The sequence below is a fragment of the Myxococcales bacterium genome (assembly GCA_016717005.1).
Classification (GTDB): domain Bacteria; phylum Myxococcota_A; class Polyangia; order Haliangiales; family Haliangiaceae; genus UBA2376.
On the sequence record JADJUF010000011.1, the window covers coordinates 65384 to 84820 of the forward strand.

Consider the following 19437-nt stretch of genomic DNA (forward strand, 5'->3'; position numbering starts at 1 on the left):
CAAGATCGACGCACGACGCACCGTCCCGTTGCCCCGTGGCCGCCCCGATTCCGGGTGGCAGTCGGTCGGATCGGCGGGAAGGGGCGACGTCGCCGGGCGGGCACGGAAGGCATCGTGGAACTTCATCGTGGTCGGCGTGCGTATCGGCCGGCCGGACGGATGGTTGCGTCCGGAGCACTAGATCGAACTAGATCCCCGACCAGGCGAGCCCAGAGCCCCGATGGCCGAGTGGCCGTCCGCCGGGTGGCCGTCCGCCGGGTGGCCCCGTACGCCGGGTGGCAGCCGATCGGCGGAAGGATTTCCACAGGCGTCCGTCGACGCGTCGACAGCTCCATCGACACGTCGACGCGTGCGTGTGATGATGAGCCATGGGGAACGCTGGGTCGCGCTGGGTAGCACACATCTCTGCCATGGTCGCCCTGGCCACGATGCTCGGTGGCTGCCGGCCGAACCTCTCCACCGAGCGAGGCCGGTACGGCTTCCTCGAGAGCCACATCTACGACGCGCTCGCCACGAAGCTCGGCTGTACGACAGCGCGCGTGTCCTTCGTCATGACCGAGCAACGAAATGGAGCCCGGTACGACAACTACCGTGCCGAAGGATGTGGGCAGACGAGCGACCTGGTAACGCACGTCAGTCAGGAGGGGGGGCTGGTCATCTGGGCGATCTCGGTGCCGCCTTCGAAGGACGCGTTCGTCTCTGCCGCTGAACAGCAGATGCAGGTCGTGGCGAGGTTCGAACTTGCCTGCGAAGCGGTCGACGTCGTCTCGCTGAACGGTGTCATCGATGCGATGCGAACGAGCTACCGCGCCACGCTTGGTGCGCGGGGGTGCCAGCGCCAGGCGTCGTACGACGTGCTCTGCGGCGACAACGGCTTCGTCGACGGCGCCCGCGACATTGTCTGCACTCGAGTCGCTGGGCCGGGGAGCTCGACGCCATGACACACCGTCTGCGGCCTCGCGGGCGGCGTGATCTCGCACCTCGGCATGGGAGCCACGGTGCGCTGTGACCACGCGGTGGGTGCGGTGCGTGCGCCCGTCACCATCCTGCTCGTGGTCGCCGCGGTCGCCTGCGCGGCACACGCAACGCAGGGAGCCTGCGCAGCGCCGCGTGCGGAGCGACGGCCAGCGAGACCACGGGCACGCTCGAGGTCCACGCCATGCGTCGCGGCGGCAAGCCCGCGGTCGGGGCGTCGGTAGTGATGCTCGGTGGTGGCTCCGACCGATTCCAGCGCCGCATCTGAACGTTCATCGGCGTGGATCGATGACCAGCTCGGCACGCGGGCGGGCCTGCCCGCGGATCCGCGCCCTCCGATCGACAGCGACCACCAGCCCGGGGCGTACCGTCCGCCAGCTAGCCGCCGATCGGATGACGGGGCCGACCTGTCCGCCGCGGTGGCAGCCGATCGAATGAAGGGCGCTGGGAGAGAAGCCGTCGCCGAGCTGACGCCGGCCCTCGACCCGGTCATCCGCTCCGCGCGGGGCGGCGGTTGCCGGGCGGAACCGCGGCGCTGGTCGCGCGTCCCGGCCGGGTCGCCGCGGTCGGCTTCCAGCCGGCGCGGTTGCTGAAGGACTCCTTCGACAGGGGCGGCGCGTGGTCGTACTCGTCCCCGGTCTTCTTCGCGTAGGCGTCGGCGGCGACGTACAGGAGCGACTCGAACTCCAGCCCCTGCGGCGCGGTGTGCGGATCGGCGAGCACCCGGTCGTAGAACGCGCGTCCGTTGGCGACGATGACGCACCGGGTGTACAGGAAGTCGTCGGCCGAGATGTAGGCGTCGCCGTCGTCGGGATCGAGCTCGCCGCGGTAGACCCCGCGCGCGACGGCGCGCGTGTCGAGCGCGAACAGCTTGGCCGCGAGCAGATCGTCGAAGGCGTAGATGTCGTCGACGGTCATCGCCGCCAGCGCCCGCACCGCGTGGCGCAGCACCGCGTCGTCATCCCCGGTGCGCTTCCAGTCGAACGTCGCGATCAGCGCCCAGAACACCGCCTCGGTCATCGGGCCGGTCGGTGGCGGCGCTGCTGGTGGTGGTCGGCGGCGAGCGCCGGCCTTGACCGTGGTGTAGCCCTTGGCGAGCTTCGCGCGCACCAGCGCGGCGGCCGCCGCCCGCGCCGCCGCCGGGGTCGCGAACACCTTGGTCTGCCGCTTCCCGACGGTGTCGATGCGCCCCCACCAGACGCGCAGCTCGCGGCCGACGACCGCGCATTCCCAGAACTTGCGCGACGTCCCGGCCGTGCACTCGAGGCGCTCCACGCCGAGCAGTGTCGCCGCGGCGCGCGTCACTCGCAAGCGGTCCGGACGCAGGTGACGGCCTCGGTCGAGTTCATTGGCTCCGACGACCAGCGCAGCGGCGACCGGCGCCGGGGCGGTGACGCTCCAGCGATCTCCTGACCCCGGGGCGCGGCCGATCGGAAACCGGGCCCCGATCGGCCTGCGTTCCCATCGTCGGGTGGGCCCATCGTCGGAAAGCTCCCTCGTTCCGATCGGCTGCCACGCGGAGGGTGGGCGAGCCGGCGCTCGGCCGCCGCGCGGCCGGCTGGTCTATGCTTCGACGCATGATCAGCGCACGTGTCACCAAGCTGAAGAAGCGACTCGACCGCCTGGCGGCGAAGGCGGAGGGATGTCCCGCGGCCTCGGACCCACGCGCGCGAAAGGTGTTCGACGCGGCGCTGGCGAACTTCGTCAGTGGTGGCGATGCCCTCCTCGACAAGGCCACGAAGTACCTCTGGAAGTACTACCGCGCAACGATCGCCGCGTTCGACGACGCCGAGCTCGACGACTACGAGATCCCGCGCCTGGCGCGCGACACCGATATCTGGAAACACGTCGCGATCTCCCGGCCGCCGTCCTTCGAGCTCGGCCGACGGTCGAAGTACGAGCCAGGCATCTCGTACTTCTCGTTCGAAGGAGAGGTGAGCTGGGAACCCGAGCACGGGCTCCAGCTGGTGTTCGAACACGGTCGCCGTGTCTGCAAGGTTGGCCCCTATGACGGCCACCACACCCAAGCCCACGCCTATGACGATCTGTCGCTGTTGCGGGTGGTGTTCAAGGACTGAGTGATCGTTGTTGACGGCATCCAGACCCCCGTCGCGCTCGCGCTCCGACGGCTGAGGTCGAACGGCGGAACCGTTGGCGCAGCGTGTCGCCGACAGCGGGTTGCCATGCGTGTCGGTGGCGCGATTGCCCGCCCGCCTGCGACAAGACCGCGTTCATGTGGCCTATGTTCGGCCTGCTTCAGGAACGCCTTCTCCTTCTTGGCCCGAGGCATACCCAGTGCGGCAAAGGGGGGGGGCCCGTCCTGCAGTTGACGCCGGCGCGCCGGCGAGCCGTCAGGCGCCACTGCCACAGCCGAACAGCAGCGCGATGTTGTATATTTCGGACATGGAAGGCTTGGCAGAGACGGCTCGAAAACGCAGCTCGCGCTTGGGGCTAGCCGTGCTGGCGATGCTAGTCGCGGCGGTCTCGAGCCTCGCGTTCACGCGTGTTGAGTTGACAAGCGGGCAAACCCTCTCCGTGCCAGAGGCCGCATACGCATCCCTGCAGCTGTTTACATTGAACAATGGCGCGTGCCCTCGCAGCGGAACCGGCTGGGCGGCAATCCTCTGGGCTTGCTACTTTATCGCGCCGCTTGTTAGCGCGTCTACACTCGTCAGTTTTGGAGCCCAAGTATGGAGCGATATTCGGGGCCCCGCGCACCGTGCGGGGCAGCTGCGCGGACACACGGTCGTGGCTGGGTATGGCAAGTACACCGAAGCGCTGCTGGCGAACTTGGCTCGCGAGAAAGCGCGGAAGGTGGTAATCATTGACTCCAACGGGAAGCTTGCGAGTCCACATCATCCGGAGCACCGTGAATGGCCGGTTCTTCGCGGTGACTTCGGGAGCGAGGGCGTCCTACGTGCCGCCGGCATCAGCGTCGCCGACGAGGTCTACGCCGCGTCGGATCAGAGCTTCCGCAACCTCGCCGCGTGCCAGCAGGCGGTGGCGGTACGACCCGGTATCCGTTCGTACGCGCTAGTTGCTGATCCAGACCTCTGGGACGGCCTGGGTGACACGGTGACAGACCTCGGCATCGAACCGATCAATCCCTACGCGGTCGCAGCGCGAAACTGGGACTTCGATGGCCCCGTGCTAGTGCTTGCAGGATTCGGCGGGTTCGGACGCGCGATCGTTCTGGAGCACGGGCGCGGCGCGACTCGACGGCTCAAGCGCGTCGTGTTGATCGATCGCGATGCCGATCGGAAGTGCCGGCATCTCCTGAAGACCTACGGGCGCGACGACATCGCGGAGCTCGTGCCCATCAAGGGGGATATCTACGACCCAGCGGTCTTTGAGCAGGCGCTCACCCTCGCGAACGTTCCTGAGCCAATGGTCATGCTCGCGACCGGCGACGATGAGAGCAACGTCGAGATGGCGCTGGTCTTACGGCATCGCTGGAACATCAGCGCGACCGTCATCGTCCGCCTCGGCACGCAGAGCGCCGGCATGACGGAACTGGCCAAACGGGCTGGGTTCCGTTGCGTGGCGCTGCAGAACCTCATCAAGACTTCCGACCTGCAAGGCGCACGCACGCCGCCTGCCGAGATCGACCGTGGACCGTGAGAAGCCATAGCGGCCTCGCTGCGACACGCGTGGAGCGGTCAGCATAGGTAGGGCCGCTGAACAAGTGAACTCGGAGCGCCCGGTAAGTAGTTGTCGCTCATCAAGTTGGTCGACGTGGGCTGTCAGGGCGGGCTAGCGCGAGGTGTTCCTATCGTGGTCATTCGCTTTCGCCATCTCAAGCTCAAGCTCCGTTGTACGGCTTGAACCCAACGTAGCCCTTGCCGGGCGAGCCATCGTTGGACGCGGCGACGCGCTCGAGCTCGTCGCGTTGATCTGTGAGAAACGCGATCTCGCGGTCGAGCCGGCGGCGCTTCGCGGGATCGGCGCCCCCGCCGCGCTCGGCCAGACGCGATGCGATCACCGCCCGCAGCGCCGGCAACGTCATCTGCGCCTCCCACGATCGTGTCCCCGGCTTCATGTGCGCCGGCGTCGGCGATAGCTTGAGCGCGATCGCGATCGCCGCGATCAGCGCGCCGACCAGCGCGAGGAGCGCGAACAGCACTGAGCGCGTCGCCAGGTACACGCCGATCGCGACGAGGATCGGGAGCCCGAACAGCATGAACACGCGCAAAATGATCACGGCCGGTGAGGGTCGGGCGTGCGCGCGCGCGCGATCGAGCAGATCCTCGGTCCTGCCCTTGAGCGCCTCGAGGCGAGCGATCAGCTCTTCCTTCGAGGGCGGAGGTCCTTCATCGGTGCGGTCGTCGTTGGCGGCGGGCATGCCCGAGTCTACGACTCCCGCGGCGCCTACGGCATCGGCGGAAGGGCCGAGCAGCGGAAGAGCTCACCCGAGCGGAAGGAGGCCGCCGATCGGAAGAGGGCACGACCGTCGTCTTGATACCAGCGCGACCCCCGGAGGGGATGAGACCGATGCGACCCGGAGCCCGGTCCGACGTTCCGATCGGCTGCCAGTCGGCGATGGGGCCACGCGCAGATGGGGGTACCCGAACGCGACGCCACCCGAGACGGGGTACGCTGGCGCGGCATGGGGCGAGACGATTGGTACCGGCGCACGACCTGGTCCGCAACCGACCGGGCTGAGTTCTACGCTCGCCTGAATCGGTCGCGCACCTTGGAGGCCAAGGCGCAGTACCTGTGCATCCAGGCCGGGCACTTGCAAGAGACCGGTGACTGCGACCGAATCGCGGCGGCCGTCGAGCTGCTCGACGATCTTGTCGCGAGGTTTCCCTGCACATTCCAGCTCACCATGGCGCATCTCCAGCGGGCCGAGTGCCTGGACGCGCTCGATCGCGTCGGGGAGGCGATCGAGAGCTTCCGCGCAGCCGTGGCCGCGCGGCGGGCGTTGCCGAACGTCTGTACGCGCGTGGCCCTCGTGTTCGGAATGTTCTGCATCCGCCGCGAGCTCGTCGAGTTGCTCCCCGAGGCCGAAGCCTACGTGGTCGAGTTCGATGACGAGTCGCCATTCCCCCGCGACGTGTTCGAAGCCAACGCCGTGTTCGCCATCGCCCGAGCGCAGCGCGGCGACACGCCGGGTGCCCGTGCCGCCGCCGTGGGCGCCCTCGCGGCCGCGCGGCTGACGACGTCGGGGCTCCCCGCGCATTCCACGCTGGGGCTCGTGGACGACGTCGAGCCGAAGCTGCTCGCTCAGCTCGAGCGCCTGGCGGGCTGAGATCAGGCCGGGCGCGACTTCGCGACCTCGTCGCCCGCCGGCGCGACCGCGGCTGGCTTTCGCCCGACCAGGCGAGCCCAGAAGCCCTGACCCCGCGCCCGCGACAGCAGCCAATCCACCTTCGCGGCGAGCCGGCGGGCGTCGAGGGCGCCGACCACGACGTCGAGCACCTCGCCGTCGTGCACCAGCACCATCGTCGGGATGGAGCTGATGTTGAACGCGGCCGCCAGCTGCGGGTGCGCCTCGGTGTTCACCTTGTAGAAGCGCACCGCGGGCTCGTCCCCCGTGTGCTGCGCGGCGACCGCCTCGAAGTGCGGGGCGAGCGCGCGGCAGGGGGCGCACCACGGCGCCCAGAAGTCGATCACGCCGGTCCCGCCGCCCGGGCTCATCAGGCGCTCCACCGCCGCGCGGCTCGTGAGGTCGGTGTACGGCTTGGTCGTGGTTCGCGTCATGAACGTGAGAGCCGGCGCACGGCCGAAGGGTTCGCGCCATCGTCCGCGCTGGTCGCGGCCGTCGGCGCTGCCCGTGGCCGCGCGGCTGGCGTTCCCGCCGCCGCCGGGCGTTCCCAGCGGCCTGCGGGGGCGCTCGGCGTACGATTCGTGCACAGGTGTCGGGCGCGCAGGCAGCTGCGCTGGCCAGCCCGGGCTCCCACGAACCCGGTCGACGCCAACGAACTCAGGTGCCTGCCGGCGTCGCCTGGGCCGGCACGGGCGCTGCAACGTCGGTCGCAGGACGATGACGACGCGAGCGCGAGCGGCCGAGATCGCCGATGCCGACGTGACGTGGCGCGACCGCGTCGAGCTGCTCGTCACGGAGCCGAACGGCGCGTCGAGCCGCGTGCTGTGCATCCCCTTCGAAGGCGAGGACACCGCGGCGGCTGCTGCACCGCCGACGCGCCACGAAGACCCGTCCCGGGGCCTGTAGTTCGCCCCGTCCGCCGGGTGGCAGCCGATCGGCGGAAGGGGGCCCGACGCCCTCATCGGGCCTTCCGCTCCGGGGTGAGGGTGGCGCCGATCGTCAGCGCCGAGACCGTGATGTCGTCCTGGCGGTCGATCGTGATCATCCCCGTTCCGAGCGCCTGCCACCCGGAGGAGGGCCGCCGGTTGCCACCCGGAGGAGGGGCCCGCGCGCCGGCTGCCGTTCCGATCGCTGCCACCCAGAGGGGGCGCGGTGGAGGCGCGCCGGGGCGGGCCGCGCCGGCCAGGCGCCGGGGCACGGCGCCCAGGGTGGCGACCGGCAGGGTGAGATCGGGCGGCGACGCCGCCGAGACGACGACCGCGGCCCCGCGCGCGCGCTGGGCGCGCCGGGTGCCCGCCACAACGGCCGGTCAGTTGTTCGGCAGCGCGTATCCGAGCAAGCCCACCGTCTGGTAGCCCTCGCAGGCCGGAGCGGTCGAGACCATGTGGTCGAGGCCGCCGGCGAAGACACAGGCGTAGAGCGGGACGGTGCCCGCGACCTGCGAGGTGTAGATCCACCCGACGGGGCCCATGGGCTGATCGCCGGCGCAGCTCTGGTCGCGGGTCAGCAGGTTGTGCGCGCCCCGGGCGCACTCGAACAGCATCACCGTGCCGGGCTGGCGCTCGCGGTGGAGCTTCCACCCGGCGCCCTCCGCGCTGAAGCCGGAGGGCAACATCCGCGAGGAGGCCCAGTGCCCGTCGCCGAACTTGTAGCCGCGCGTGAGGATCGTGTAGGGCAGATCCTCGAAGCCGCAGTCGTAGGTGCCCGGCTTGTTCATCCTCGCCCAGCGGGACCAGGACGGCTTGAAGGTGTTGTTCGCGCGCACCAGGCCCATGGCCGCGCCGTTCTCGAGCGCGCCGAAGTCCTTGTAGCGGTAGAGGATGAAGCTCGTGATGTTCGGCGTCCCCAGGACGTTCCGGTGCGCCGTGCACAGGCCGGTGTCCTGGAGGGCCTCGCTCGAGCCGGCGCCCGAGTTGATCCCCTGCTCGGTGAGCTGGACCTCCCACGCGTGTGGCCGCGTCGGGAACCTGGCCATCAGGTGACCGACGATCACGCCGACGTTGCCGAACGTCACCTGGGGCAGATCGGTCGGATCGAAGGACGGCAGCGACCAGCCCTTCGGGTACGGGTGCAAGGCCACCTGCCACTGCCGGGCGCCCGCGCGCGCCGCGAAGCCGTCGATGAACTCCTCGGCGCCGATCAGCGGCCAGCTGGTGGTCAGGTTGGTCAGGCTGCTGGCGAAGTTCTGATCGAAGGGGACGAACACCTTCGCCTCCGACTGATGCGACTTGATGAGGTCGTAGGCGGCGTTGAAGTTGTCCGCGTAGCGCTGGATCCAGGCGTTCTTGTCGCAGGGGGTGATGCCGCCGCCGGCCACGTTCTGGCCGCAGCCCACGTCGAACCAGATGTTGTGGTTGACCTCGTTGTGGATGATGAAGTCGGCGATGCGCCCGTTCGCGCCGCCGTCGTATCGGCTCGCGAGCATCCCGGCGAAGCGCGCGAAGTCGGCGGCCTCCCGCGGCGCGCAGAAGTTCTGGAACCACGGGTCCGCCGTGTACGGCGAGCAGCCGGCGACGCGCGCCCAGGTCGGCACGCCCCAGATCGCCGCGGAGACGAGCACGCCCCGGTTCGTCCAGTCCTTGATCGCGCGGTCCGTGGCCTGGTCGATGCGGAAGCAGAAGCCGTCGTACTGCTGGTAGCCGCTGGCGCACGGGGCGGGGGCTCGGTTCGCCTCCCAGACGTACCAGGGCAGGTCCAGCTTGATCCGGAGCGTCCTGTGCCCCGCGAGGGTCGCGGGATCCCCGTCGTCGGGCGTGATGCCCTTGATGGCGTACGCGTCCAGCACCGGATACGCCGGTCCGATGACGACCCCGGCATCCAGCGGGACGTCCGCGTCCGGAGGAACGCTCGCGTCCGGGGGAACGTTCGCGTCCGGGACGACGCCGGTGTCCCCGCCAACCCCGGCGTCGATGACCTGGGCGTCAGCGCCCGGGTCGTCGCCGCCATCTCGGGCAGTGTTCGATTGGCCGGTCGAGCAGCCGAGGCCGCTGGCCAGGGTCGCGAGTGGAGCCAGCACGGCGATGAAGTGGCGCATGGGATCCTCGTGATGCGATGTCAGCTGGGCCGTGGTCACAGGGACGTCGAGCGGGCGCGCGGCGCTCGGCGCCGCCGGATGACGGCGCCAGGCGCATCGCCGGGCGGCCTCCGACCGTCGGGTCGGCGCTCGGCGTCGTGCTCGGCGTCCTCGCGGCGCCGAGCGGACCGGTGACGCTCGCGCTGCACCCGCGCGCGCGGCGTCGTCCCTGGTCCCCCGGCGTGTGCACGGTGGGCACGATAGTCGAGGGGGGCCGGCGCGCTTCTTACGTCGTCTTTTCTGGCGGCGGGAGCGCGGCGACCTCGACGCACGCGGCGACACCTCGATCAGCCGCCGCCCGATGACCGGCGCCTCTCCCTCCGGGTGGCAGCGGTGGCAGCGGTGCCTCGGTCGGGGCAGTCGGTCACCACGCGGATCGCCTGATGATCGCTCCCTCGCTCATGGCTTCCCACGTCGGCGGGTCCATCGCCGACAGCTCGGCGTACGTGGTGAGCGGGTGGAAGTCGAACTCGTCCGCCAGCGTCGTGCCCGCCAACCCGACGTCCCCCGAGATCAGCAGCTCGCCGCGGGCGTCGAAGTGGCTCGCGTCCAGCTTGGAGGTGCACAGCTCGAGCTCGACGGCCCCCGGCGCCAGGCGGTACAGCCCTGACGCCCCGCACCCGACCCAGAGGATGTCGCGGTGCTTGGCCACCCGGTACAGCGTCCGGTCGAACGGGCCGCGTCGGGCCCACCCGTGGACGGAGCCCTCGAGGAGGTAGCGCGAGCCGGGGCCGCACGCGTACATCTCGTCGTCGCTCACCACGCACACCGAGGCCAGCGCGGCGTTCACCGGCGACGCGACCCGGCGCCAGCGCCCGTTCTCGAGGAAGAAGATCGCGCCCTCGAGGCCGACCCCGACGATCAGGTCGGGGCGCACGCCGTGCATCTCGAGGATGGGCACCTCCGGCGCCGCGACGGCGTTCCACCGACCGCGGGCGTCCCGGAGGAAGACGGCGGCGTCGCGCCCGCCCGGCGCGAAGCCCCACGCGTAGACCAGCCCCGCGCCGTCGAGGCCCCAGACCCCCGCGAGCGTGCCCTCCACCTCCTGCAGGGTCCACTTCGCGTCGGGGGTCAGCCGTGAATAGATCACGCCCCCCTCGTGCACCACGTGCAGCTCTCCCGAGGCGCCGCGCCAGATCCCTGCGAAGCGCCCTGGGGTGGGGAGCTCGATCTGCATCCCCGACCCCTGCACCTCGCACACGTGCGACTCGCCGGTCTCGATCCCGAACGGCGCGCCGGCCTGCCACCGCAGCCCGATGCACGCGGCTCCGTCGAAGGTCAATCCGCTGACTTGCCCATAGGCGTGTTCGAATCTGTCTGTCAACGTCGTCTCCCGTTCATCGCGTGCCGCTCGGGCGTGGGGGCATGGGGTGAGCTTGGTCGTGTGCCGGCTGCGACTCAATCAGTCGGACATCCCATCCGCCATACGGGTTCAAGCCCGCCGGACGCGTGCGCGCGCCCCCAACTCACCATGACGGTGCGGTTGCGAGTTCTTCCCCTCCAAACGACGTGAACAGGTGTGTGCCAGGCTGCAGCCCGCCTGCGTCCGGCCACCCGCCGGGTGGCCGCCGATCCCACCCGCCGGGTCGCGTGCCGGAGCTCGCGAGCGTGCCCGAGCGCGAGGCGGTGTACGAGACGAGCGAGGCGGAGGGGTGCGGCTGCTGATCGGGCGGGGCCGGTGCCCCGCCGGACGGTCGCACGGTCAGGTGGGCGTGGAGACGTCGTCCCTGTTGCGCGTCGCGCGCCTGTGGGCGCTCGGGTTCGAAGTGCAGAACGAGATCGTGCACGCCCACGAGCTCCCGACGGGCTGCTCGGCCTGCGCTTCCTCGATCGCCTCGACTACACCATCCGGTCGCACCGCGACGAGGTCGAGGCACGGCTCGCGATGGCCTGATCTGGCGCCCTCGACGCGACGCAGCCGCGGGCGCGACTAGCCGATCCCCGGGCCAGGCGCCCAGCGTGGGCGCGCGGGCCAAAGCGCGAGCCCCAATGCCGGGTGGCAGCCGATCGGAGCAGGGCACCAACGACGCTCGACGACGGCGAGGCAGCGCTGGTCGAGCGCTGAGCGCGCCGCCTCGCGGCTATTGCCCGGACTTCGAGCGGCGCCGCTTGAGAAGCCTGGCGGCGGCTTGCTTGCGCAGCTTCGCGAGCGTCTTCTGCTCGGGCGTGGGGTCGTTGGGTACGGCGGGTTTGCGTTTGCTCATGGGGCCGCACCGTACCCGATCTCGTGGTCGTCCTCCCCGATTCTCGGCGGTGATGTTCGGCGCCCGAGCCATTTCGGGCCGGCAACGTCGGCGGCCCCCAATCCCGGGTGGCAGGTTCCGGTCGGTCGTGACTCAACTTCCCGGTTCCGGTCGGTCGTGACTCATTCCCGGGGCGCGACTCAATCTTCCGGGTCGAAGGGCCTGGAGCGGCGGAATCTGTCAACCGCGGCCGTGACGGCCCCCGCGGAGACGGCCTCTCGGAGCGTCGTCGATCACGGCGCGTGCAGGTTGCGGCAGGCGTCGAGGCGCGGCGTGACGTCGTGGCCCTTGGCGTCGAGCTTGTAGTTGGCCAGGTCCTTCGGGAACCAGTCGAGGTTGCACGAGTAGAGGTGCCCGCCGAAGCGCTGGATCGCCTTGAAGTAGTGGGCCCCGACGTCGCCGCGGTACGAGCTGCGGTACAGGATCCAGATCCCCGCGGCGAGCTGGCCGCGCTCGCGGACTTCGCTGGTGAACGTGCCGTCGGCCGAGGTCGCGTCGCGCTCGAGCTTGGCCACCGCTGCGTCGTAGCCGGCCTCGCCAGGTTCGATCCACAGGTGGACCCCCGGGAGGTCGATGTCGTGCGTCGGGGCGAGCCCGGCCGGCACCGTCATGCACAGCCCGAGGTCGGGCTGGTACCAGCGGCCCTGGCACTCGGCGGCGGTGGCCGCGGGGGTGATGCTCTTGCACGCGTCGGTCAGCGGGGTCACGTCACGCCCGGCGTCGTCGATCGCCGGCTTGCCCTTGACGTTGCCGACCGACCACAGCACCTCGCACTGGACGGTGTGGTCGCGCAGCCGGACGACCGCCCGGATCCGCGCCGAGCCCATGGTCCCGTGGTAGGTGTCGCCCCAGCGCATCCACTTGCCATCGGGTAGATCGCCCTGATCGATCGCGCGCCGGCCCTGGTGCTCGTCGGGCGTCCCGGCCTCCTCGACCATGGCCGCGACCCACTCGTCATAGCGGGCCGCGGTCGTGGCCTGGAGCGAGATCCTGGGGGCTGCGGGCGTGGTGTCCGCGAGCATCAGCCGGAGCGTGGCCGGGCCGGTCGCCGTGGTGCAGAAGGCCGGGTCGACGTGGGCCCACTGGCCGGCGCACGGGGCCGGCGGCGCGGCGTCGATCGCCAGCGGCGCGGCGTCGACGGCGACCGACGCGGTGGTCGCGGTCGCGCCGGGTGGTGGCGCCGCGCGTTTGCAGCCGACCAGCGCGATCAGGACGACCCACAGCAGCGCAGTCCGCATGAAGCGATCCTACGAGTCCCCGCGTCGGCGCGCGGCGCTTGTCCTGCGGCACCTGGTCGCGCTGTTCCTCGACTTCGTGCACAGAAACGTCTCACCCCGTGGCGGTCGGGCTCGCGGCGCTTTCGGGGAGGACCGAGGATTCTGCGGCGCGATTCGCGCGGGAGCACCGGGATAGCGTGTCCCGGTCGGTTGCGACTCAAGCAGGGGGCGACTCAAGCAGGTGGCGACTCATGCAGGGGACGCCGCTGCCGGCGCGGGGGGGGCGCGATCAGCGCTCGATCACGCGGGCCGCCGGCAGCTCGGCCGGGCGCGCGGCGGTCCGCGCCAGGAACTCGTCGAGCCCGGGCGCGTCGATCCGCACCAGGCCATCGCCGCCGCAGAGCTCGAGCGTGCGGCCCGACACCCGGTGGGCGGTGGCGTCGGGCGCGGCCGCGAGCGCCCGGGCCCGGGCCAGCCCGGCGCTGATCGCGTGGGCGTGCAGGCACGCGTTCAGGCCGACCATCGTCGAGGCCAGCAGCGGCAGCGCGACGAACGCGCTCACGGCCAGGATCAAGAACAGCGCCAGGCCGCCGGTCGCGAGGGTCAGCGCGCCGGTCAGCACCACCCCGCGCCGGGCCGCGCGGTGCCGGCGGCGCAGGAACGGGGCGACCGAGGGGACGGCCAGCTCGGTCGTGTCGTCGCGCGCAGCCCGCACTCTAGATCGTTAGCATGGTCGCGACCACGGGGCGGGCCGGACGCGCGGGCCTGCGATCACGTTGACCTGGTCTGCGGCCGCCGTCCGCACCCGTCCGGGATCCGGACAGGGCCGGACAGAGCGTCCGACATCCGGACAGCGCCGGCCGGTGGACGGACACCGGGTGGTGACCGGGCCGCGACCGCCGCACGCCGCCAGTCGCGGCGACCGCGCGGGTTGCGCAGGGGCTCGCGCACGCGCGCTGTCGGCGGAGGGTGGGCGAGCCCGCGGTCAGTACGTCGTGACGGTCTTCATCGTGAGCGTGCCGGAGACCTTGGCGCCCATGACGCCCTCGACCGGCCCGGTGCCGCCGATCTCGAGCAGGTGGCCGGTGGCCGTGTCGGCGCGGGCGGCCCCGGTCACCGTCATCGACATCGACCCATTCGGGTTCTTGATGGCCATCTTCATCGTCATGTCGAACCGCGCCACGCCAGCTTCGACCGCGACCAGCGTCAGCTCCATCTGCTCGAGCGACTTCTTCTCGTCGGACTTGGGGTTCTGGCGGGCGTTGACCTTGGCCAGCTCGTCGGGCGTGAACGCCACCTTCTCGCCGACCTTCCAGACCTTGCTGGCGATGATCTCGTCCATCGGATCCGGCGTCCCGAGCTCCTCTTCCTTGTCGACGACCTTGGCGAGCTCCTCGGCGGGCGGCGCCGATCCGTCCTCCAGCGTGGCCTTCACGTCGTCGCCCTCGCGCCAGACCACGTAGGTCTTGCCCGCGATCGGCGACGGCTTGTCCTTCGACCGGCCGCCCATCGTCTGGGTCTCGGTCTCGGCGGTGTAGGTGATCTTGATCTTGGTCTTGGTCCCGCCGTCGACGGCGAGCACCTCGAACGTCTCCTCGCTGTGCTTCGCCATCTGCATCTCGACCGTCTTGCCGGGGCCGGCCTCGATCGTGAGCGTCATCTTCATGTCCTCGGCCTTGGTCTCCTTGTCGCCGACCTTCTGCACGCCGAGCGGGAGCCTCAGCCCGTCCGCGGGCGCCTCGGTCGGCGCGGCGGACCCCGACGCGACCGCGCTGCCCGCGCCCGCCGCGACGGCCGAGCCCGCGCCCGGCGCGACCGCGGAGCCCGCGCCCGACGCGGTCGCCGTGCCCGCGGCCGGCGCCGATCCCGCGCCGGCCGCGTCCTCCTTCTTCTTGCAGCCGGTGGCGGCGAGGATGAGCGTGAGGGCGAACGCGTGGGCGAGCTTCATGGCGCGGTTGTACCAGACCGGCTCCGGCTGCGGCCGCTTCCCAGCCAGGGCTTCGCACCGGCGCGGCTGGATCGGGTGTGTCGGACGGTCGCGACGCACGCTCCGGGGGCGACTCGATCTCGGGTTGCGACTCGATCTCGGCGGCACCTGGCTCGCTCGCGGTCGCGGGGAGACGGCCGTCGCGCCTTCACCGCGCAGGGCCGCTGGGGCACCACCTCTTGGTTGGACTCTGAGTGGTTGCGACTCCAGGTCGGCGCGGCGCACCGAGCGTGCCGGGTCACGCCCGCGGGGGTGAGCCCGCGCCCGCGGCGTTTGAGCAGCTCGGCGGCGCCGACGTACGCGACCGTGACGCCGAGCAGCGACGCCAGCAGGAGCGGCGGCGGCGCGACGAAGCCCAGAATGGTGGCGCCCGGCACGAACGGGATGGCGCAGGTGATCGGGATCAGCGCCAGCGTCGACCACAGCAGCACCCGCCCCGGCCGGCTCCGGTAGAGCGGACGGTGGGTCCGCACCACCAGCGCGATCACCAGCTCGGTCAGGAGCGACTCGATGAACCAGCCGGTGCGGAACAGCGCCGGGCCGGCGGCGAAGCCGTACCACAAGAGGCCGAACGTGAACGCGTCGAACAGCGAGCTCAGCGCGCCGAACCGGATCATGAAGCTGAGGATGAAGCCCATGTGCCAGCGGCGCGGCTGCGCCACCAGCTCGGGATCCACCGCGTCGTCGGCCAGGCCGATCGCCGGGATGTCCGACAGCAGGTTGTTGAGCAGGATCTGTCCGGCCAGCATCGGCAAGAACGGCAACAGCAGCGATGCCGCCGCCATGCTGATCATGTTGCCGAGGTTGGCGCTCATGGTGGTCAGCACGTACTTGAGCGTGTTGGCGAACGTGCGGCGCCCGGCCTCGACCCCGCGGCGGATCACGTCGAGGTCGGGCTCGAGCAGCACGAAGTCGGCGGCCGCTCGCGCCACGTCGACCGCCCCCTCCACCGACAGGCTGGTGTCGGCGGCGTGCATCGCCGGCGCGTCGTTGATGCCGTCGCCGAGGAACCCGACCACGTGGCCGGCGCGGCGCAGCGCGGCGATCACTCGCAGCTTCTGGTTGGGGTCGACCTCGGCGAACAGGTCGGCCTGATCGACCGCGCGGGTCAGCCCGTCCTGGTCGAGCGCGGCCACGTCGTGGCCGGTGAGCAGGCGGGCGGCGTCGAGCCCGACCGCGCCGGCGACGTGGTGGGTCACCAGCGCGCTGTCGCCGCTGATGATCTTCACCTTCACGCCGAGGCCGACCAGGGCCGCGATCGCCGCGGCGGCGCCGGCCTTGGGACGATCGGTGAAGGTCAGGAAGCCCGCGAAGGTCAGCTCGGCCTCGGTGGCTCGGTCGATCGGCGTGCCCGCCGGGAGGTCACGGGTGGCGACGCCGATGACCCGGGTGCCGGCGGCGGCCCAGGCCTGGTAGCGGCCGCGCAGCGCGACCCGGGCGGCATCGTCGAGCGGCGCGCCGTCGGCGCCGCGCGCGCAGCACGCCAGCACCGACTCGAACGCCCCCTTGCAGATCAAGCGCACGCCGGCGGCGGTCGCGACCACCACGCTCAGGCGCTTGCGGGCGAAGTCGTAGGGGAGCTCGGTGACCTTGGCCGGCTGCGCCGCCGCGCCGCCGCGCGCGATGATGGCCGCGTCGAGCGGGTTGGTGAAGCCGGCCTGCAAGGACGCGTTGGTGAAGGCCAGCGCCTGGACCTCCGGCGACGGCGCGCCGCCCGGCTCGAACGCCCCAGCCAGGGCCACGTCGCCCTCGGTCAGCGTGCCGGTCTTGTCGGTGCACAGCACGTCCATGCTGCCGAGGTTCTCGATCGCCTCGAGCCGCCGGACCAGCACGCCGTGCTTGGCCATCAGCTGCGCGCCGCGCGCCAGGTTGATGCTGACGATCGCTGGCAACAGCTCGGGGCTCAGGCCCACCGCCAACGCGATCGCGAACAGGAGCGTCGCGATCGGCGGCCGGCCCAGGATGACGTTGATCGCGAACACCGCCAGCGCGACGACCAGCATCGTCGTGGTGAGCAGGTAGCCGAAGTGCCGCAGCGAGCGCTGGAACTCGGTCTCGGGCCGGGCCTCGGTCAGGCGGTGGGCGATGGCGCCGAGCTCGGACGCGCTGCCGGTGGCCACCACCAGCCCGGTCGCCGAGCCGCTGCGCACGTCGCAGCCGCGGTAGACCGCGCTGGCGCGGTCGGCCAGGCGGGCGTCGGTCGCCACCGCTGTCGGGCGCTTCTCGGCGGGGAAGCTCTCGCCGGTGAGCGCGGCCTCGTTGACGAAGCAGTCGCTGGCGCTGATGACGCGCAGGTCCGCGGGCACGATGCTGCCGGCGGACAGCGCGACCAGATCCCCGGGCACCAGCGCCTGGGTCGGCACCGGGGTCGGCCTTCCGTCGCGGATCGCGGTGGTGTGCAGCTGGACCCGGGCGCTCAGCACCTCGGCCGAGCGCTCCGCGGCGTACTCGCGGGCATAGCCGAACGCGGTGGAGGCGGCGAAGATCACCGTGACGATCGCCGCGTCGACCCACGCCGCGGTGGCCAGCGATGCGGCGGCGGCGAACACCAGCAGCAACAGCAGCGGGTTGTGGACCTGTCGCCACAGCACCGCCCGCTGCGTGACTGCGGCCTTCGCCTGCAGCGTGTTGGCCCCCCACCGCCGCAGCCGCAGCTCGGCCTCGGCGGTGGTCAGGCCGGCGCCGTCGGTGTCGAGCTGGCGCGCCACCTCGGCGACCTCGAGCGCCCACCACGGCACGGTGAGCGGCGGCGCCCGGCGTGGCGGAGGCGCGCGCAGCGACATGGCCGGCGAGGCGCGGTGCACGTCCGCGAGCGAAGCATCGATCGTGCCGGCGCCGAGATAGCGTCGGCCGCGGCGCCTGCGCAGGAGGTGCGCGTTCCCCTGTGCGCGGGCGCTCGCCCGCGCGGTTTGCGCGTGGCGTGAGCGTTGCAACCGGGTTGAGCATCCGCAGGCGCTGGCGAACCTGGCTGGTGCTCGGGCTGGTGCTGGCCGCGATCGCGGGGGATCTCGTCTACGCGCGGCCCACCGCCGCCGGCGCGCCACCGCCGCCGCGCGCACCGACGTCGCGCGCCTGTACCCGCCCGGCAGCCTCGCTCGCCCCGGCTGGTACATCCCCGCGCCCGCGCGCTTCCATCCACCCTGGCTGACCGGCGGCGACGACGCCGACGAGCCTGGTCGACGCTCCCCGAGGCGGCGCCGCCGGCGCCTCACGGGTTCGGCAGCATCGTCTCGACGTTGGCGAAGCCGTTGATGATGCCGCGGGGGCGGCCCGCGCCGACCTCGCCGGCGCCCGTGCGATTGCGCCCGTCGAGCACGATCGTCGGCACCTTGCCCTCGAGCTTGCACCAGTCGGGGTACTTGAACGCGTCGTAGTTGGGGTTGTTCCAGCGGGCCATGACCTCGGCGTAGAAGCGCTCGGGCTCGAACACGATCAGCGGCACGGTGCGCGCCTTCACCGGCCTGTGCGTCTGCCAGGTCTTGCTGAACTCGCCCTCGTCGTCCTTGGCCTGCTTGTCCCAGAGCGGCCCGTACATCCCGCCCGACCAGTTCTTCCACAGGTCGTCGCTCCACGAGATGCCGGTGCTGTAGCAGGCGTCACCGCCGTGCGTGGCGCACGACACCGCGCCCGGCACGTAGCGCCCGGGGTTCTGCAGGTTGAACCAGCCGTTGTGCGCGGGGAGGCTGTACGGCAGGCGCGCGGTGCCGATCTGCACGCGCTCGGTGACGCGCGTCGCGGTGTTCTTGTAGTTGAGGCCAGTCGCGTAGAACGCGCCCGCGAACCCGACCGACGCGCAGCCGCCGCCGTCGTACTTCGCGTGGGTGTCCATCACCCACGGCGCGCGGTGCACCGCGTAGCGCGTCGCGCCGCCGGTGCGCACGTAGTCGTCACGCCACGAGATGATCGCGCGGCACTGCGCCTCGGTGATGCGGATGGTCGCGCGCACGAAGCGGTGGCGCACCGCCGGCGCGAGATCGCGCACCGCGGTCTTCACGTCGCCCATGCCCTTCAGGTACCAGATCTTGCCGGGCAGCTTGTCGACGTCGGGATCCGTCGTGTACGTGCCGCCGACGAGCTCCTCCTGCAGCTTGACCGCCGACTCCCAGTCGGCCTTGGCCTCGGCGTCGGTGTAGAGCTTGCCGTCGTCGTTGGTGTGGAACAGGTAGCTCGGGCCCTGCTTGTACACCGACCAGAACTGGCCGGCCTCCTTGCCGTTGGCGCCGGTCTGGCTGATGTAGATGGGCTCGTCGGTGCCGCACCGCACCTTGAGCAGCACGTGGCCGATCGAGTGCGAGCGATCGAGGCCCGCCGACGCGGCCGCGGTGCCGAGCGTGGTGACGAACAGCGTGAACGGGCTCTGCCAGTTGATCGGGTAGGGCGCCGGCATCGTGCCGATGCTCACGTAGGAGCCGGCCTCCTTCTCGGGATCGGTGCACTTCGGCGGTGGGCACACCGGCGGCTGCGTCGTCGGCGGCTGCGTCGTCGGCGGCTGCGTCGTCGGCGGCTGGGTCGTCGGCGGCATGCCCGAGCCGCCCATCATCGACCGGGAGGTGGTGCCGCCGTCTGCGGGCGTACAGCTCGCGAGGGCGAGCGAGAGACTGGCGATGACGAGCGTGAGGCGCATGGCGGTTCCTCCAGCGGAAGTCGGACGGGGCGAGGGCGCGCGGTGGTCG

15 protein-coding genes are annotated in these 19437 nt (G+C 71.5%); 5 read left to right on the forward strand and 10 right to left on the reverse strand.

The window, feature by feature from the left end:
• Positions 1-410 precede the first annotated feature (410 nt).
• Positions 411-941, forward strand: a complete 531-nt coding sequence (locus IPL61_12995; GenBank protein MBK9032214.1) for a hypothetical protein — start codon at positions 411-413, stop codon at positions 939-941.
• A gap of 523 nt (positions 942-1464) precedes the next feature.
• On the opposite strand, the gene IPL61_13000 is transcribed toward IPL61_12995, so the two are convergent.
• Positions 1465-2250, reverse strand: coding sequence for a DUF4240 domain-containing protein (locus IPL61_13000; protein ID MBK9032215.1), 786 nt, complete (start codon positions 2248-2250; stop codon positions 1465-1467).
• 302 nt (positions 2251-2552) lie between these two features.
• Between IPL61_13000 and IPL61_13005 the strand changes: the two genes are divergently transcribed.
• Entirely contained in the window at positions 2553-3053 is a 501-nt protein-coding gene (locus IPL61_13005) for a hypothetical protein (protein ID MBK9032216.1), read from the forward strand.
• Between the two features lie 325 nt (positions 3054-3378).
• A complete protein-coding gene (locus IPL61_13010; GenBank protein MBK9032217.1) occupies positions 3379-4596 on the forward strand; it encodes an NAD-binding protein in 1218 nt (405 codons plus the stop codon).
• A 181-nt stretch (positions 4597-4777) separates the two neighbouring features.
• Here IPL61_13010 and IPL61_13015 read toward each other — a convergent pair whose 3' ends face one another.
• On the reverse strand, positions 4778-5317 hold the full coding sequence (locus IPL61_13015; GenBank protein ID MBK9032218.1) for a hypothetical protein: 540 nt from the start codon (positions 5315-5317) through the stop codon (positions 4778-4780).
• Positions 5318-5581: 264 nt separating this feature from the next.
• Here IPL61_13015 and IPL61_13020 point away from each other — a divergent pair, with 264 nt between their 5' ends.
• Positions 5582-6226 carry a hypothetical protein gene (locus IPL61_13020; GenBank protein ID MBK9032219.1) on the forward strand — a complete coding sequence of 215 codons (645 nt, stop codon included), beginning with the start codon at positions 5582-5584 and terminating at the stop codon, positions 6224-6226.
• Positions 6227-6228: 2 nt separating this feature from the next.
• Here IPL61_13020 and IPL61_13025 read toward each other — a convergent pair whose 3' ends face one another.
• Complete coding sequence (locus IPL61_13025) at positions 6229-6678, reverse strand: thioredoxin family protein (protein MBK9032220.1); 450 nt, start codon at positions 6676-6678, stop codon at positions 6229-6231.
• Positions 6679-6961: 283 nt separating this feature from the next.
• Here IPL61_13025 and IPL61_13030 point away from each other — a divergent pair, with 283 nt between their 5' ends.
• Positions 6962-7150: a hypothetical protein gene (locus IPL61_13030; protein ID MBK9032221.1), complete on the forward strand. Its 189-nt coding sequence runs from the start codon at positions 6962-6964 to the stop codon at positions 7148-7150.
• Between the two features lie 403 nt (positions 7151-7553).
• Here IPL61_13030 and IPL61_13035 read toward each other — a convergent pair whose 3' ends face one another.
• The 7 genes from IPL61_13035 to IPL61_13065 form a co-directional block, all read right to left on the reverse strand.
• The gene (locus tag IPL61_13035) at positions 7554-9047 is read right to left on the reverse strand and encodes a hypothetical protein (GenBank protein MBK9032222.1); all 1494 of its coding nucleotides are present in this window, start codon (positions 9045-9047) and stop codon (positions 7554-7556) included.
• 634 nt (positions 9048-9681) lie between these two features.
• Positions 9682-10599, reverse strand: a complete 918-nt coding sequence (locus IPL61_13040) for a hypothetical protein (protein ID MBK9032223.1) — start codon at positions 10597-10599, stop codon at positions 9682-9684.
• Positions 10600-11793: 1194 nt separating this feature from the next.
• Complete coding sequence (locus IPL61_13045) at positions 11794-12798, reverse strand: hypothetical protein (protein ID MBK9032224.1); 1005 nt, start codon at positions 12796-12798, stop codon at positions 11794-11796.
• Between the two features lie 268 nt (positions 12799-13066).
• Positions 13067-13492, reverse strand: a complete 426-nt coding sequence (locus IPL61_13050; GenBank protein ID MBK9032225.1) for a hypothetical protein — start codon at positions 13490-13492, stop codon at positions 13067-13069.
• Between the two features lie 270 nt (positions 13493-13762).
• A complete protein-coding gene (locus IPL61_13055; GenBank protein ID MBK9032226.1) occupies positions 13763-14725 on the reverse strand; it encodes a hypothetical protein in 963 nt (320 codons plus the stop codon).
• Complete coding sequence (gene mgtA, locus IPL61_13060; protein ID MBK9032227.1) at positions 14722-17547, reverse strand: magnesium-translocating P-type ATPase; 2826 nt, start codon at positions 17545-17547, stop codon at positions 14722-14724. Before mgtA ends, IPL61_13055 begins: the two co-directional genes overlap by 4 nt.
• 425 nt (positions 17548-17972) lie before the next feature.
• Positions 17973-19388: a hypothetical protein gene (locus tag IPL61_13065; GenBank protein ID MBK9032228.1), complete on the reverse strand. Its 1416-nt coding sequence runs from the start codon at positions 19386-19388 to the stop codon at positions 17973-17975.
• Between the last annotated feature and the right edge of the window lie 49 nt (positions 19389-19437).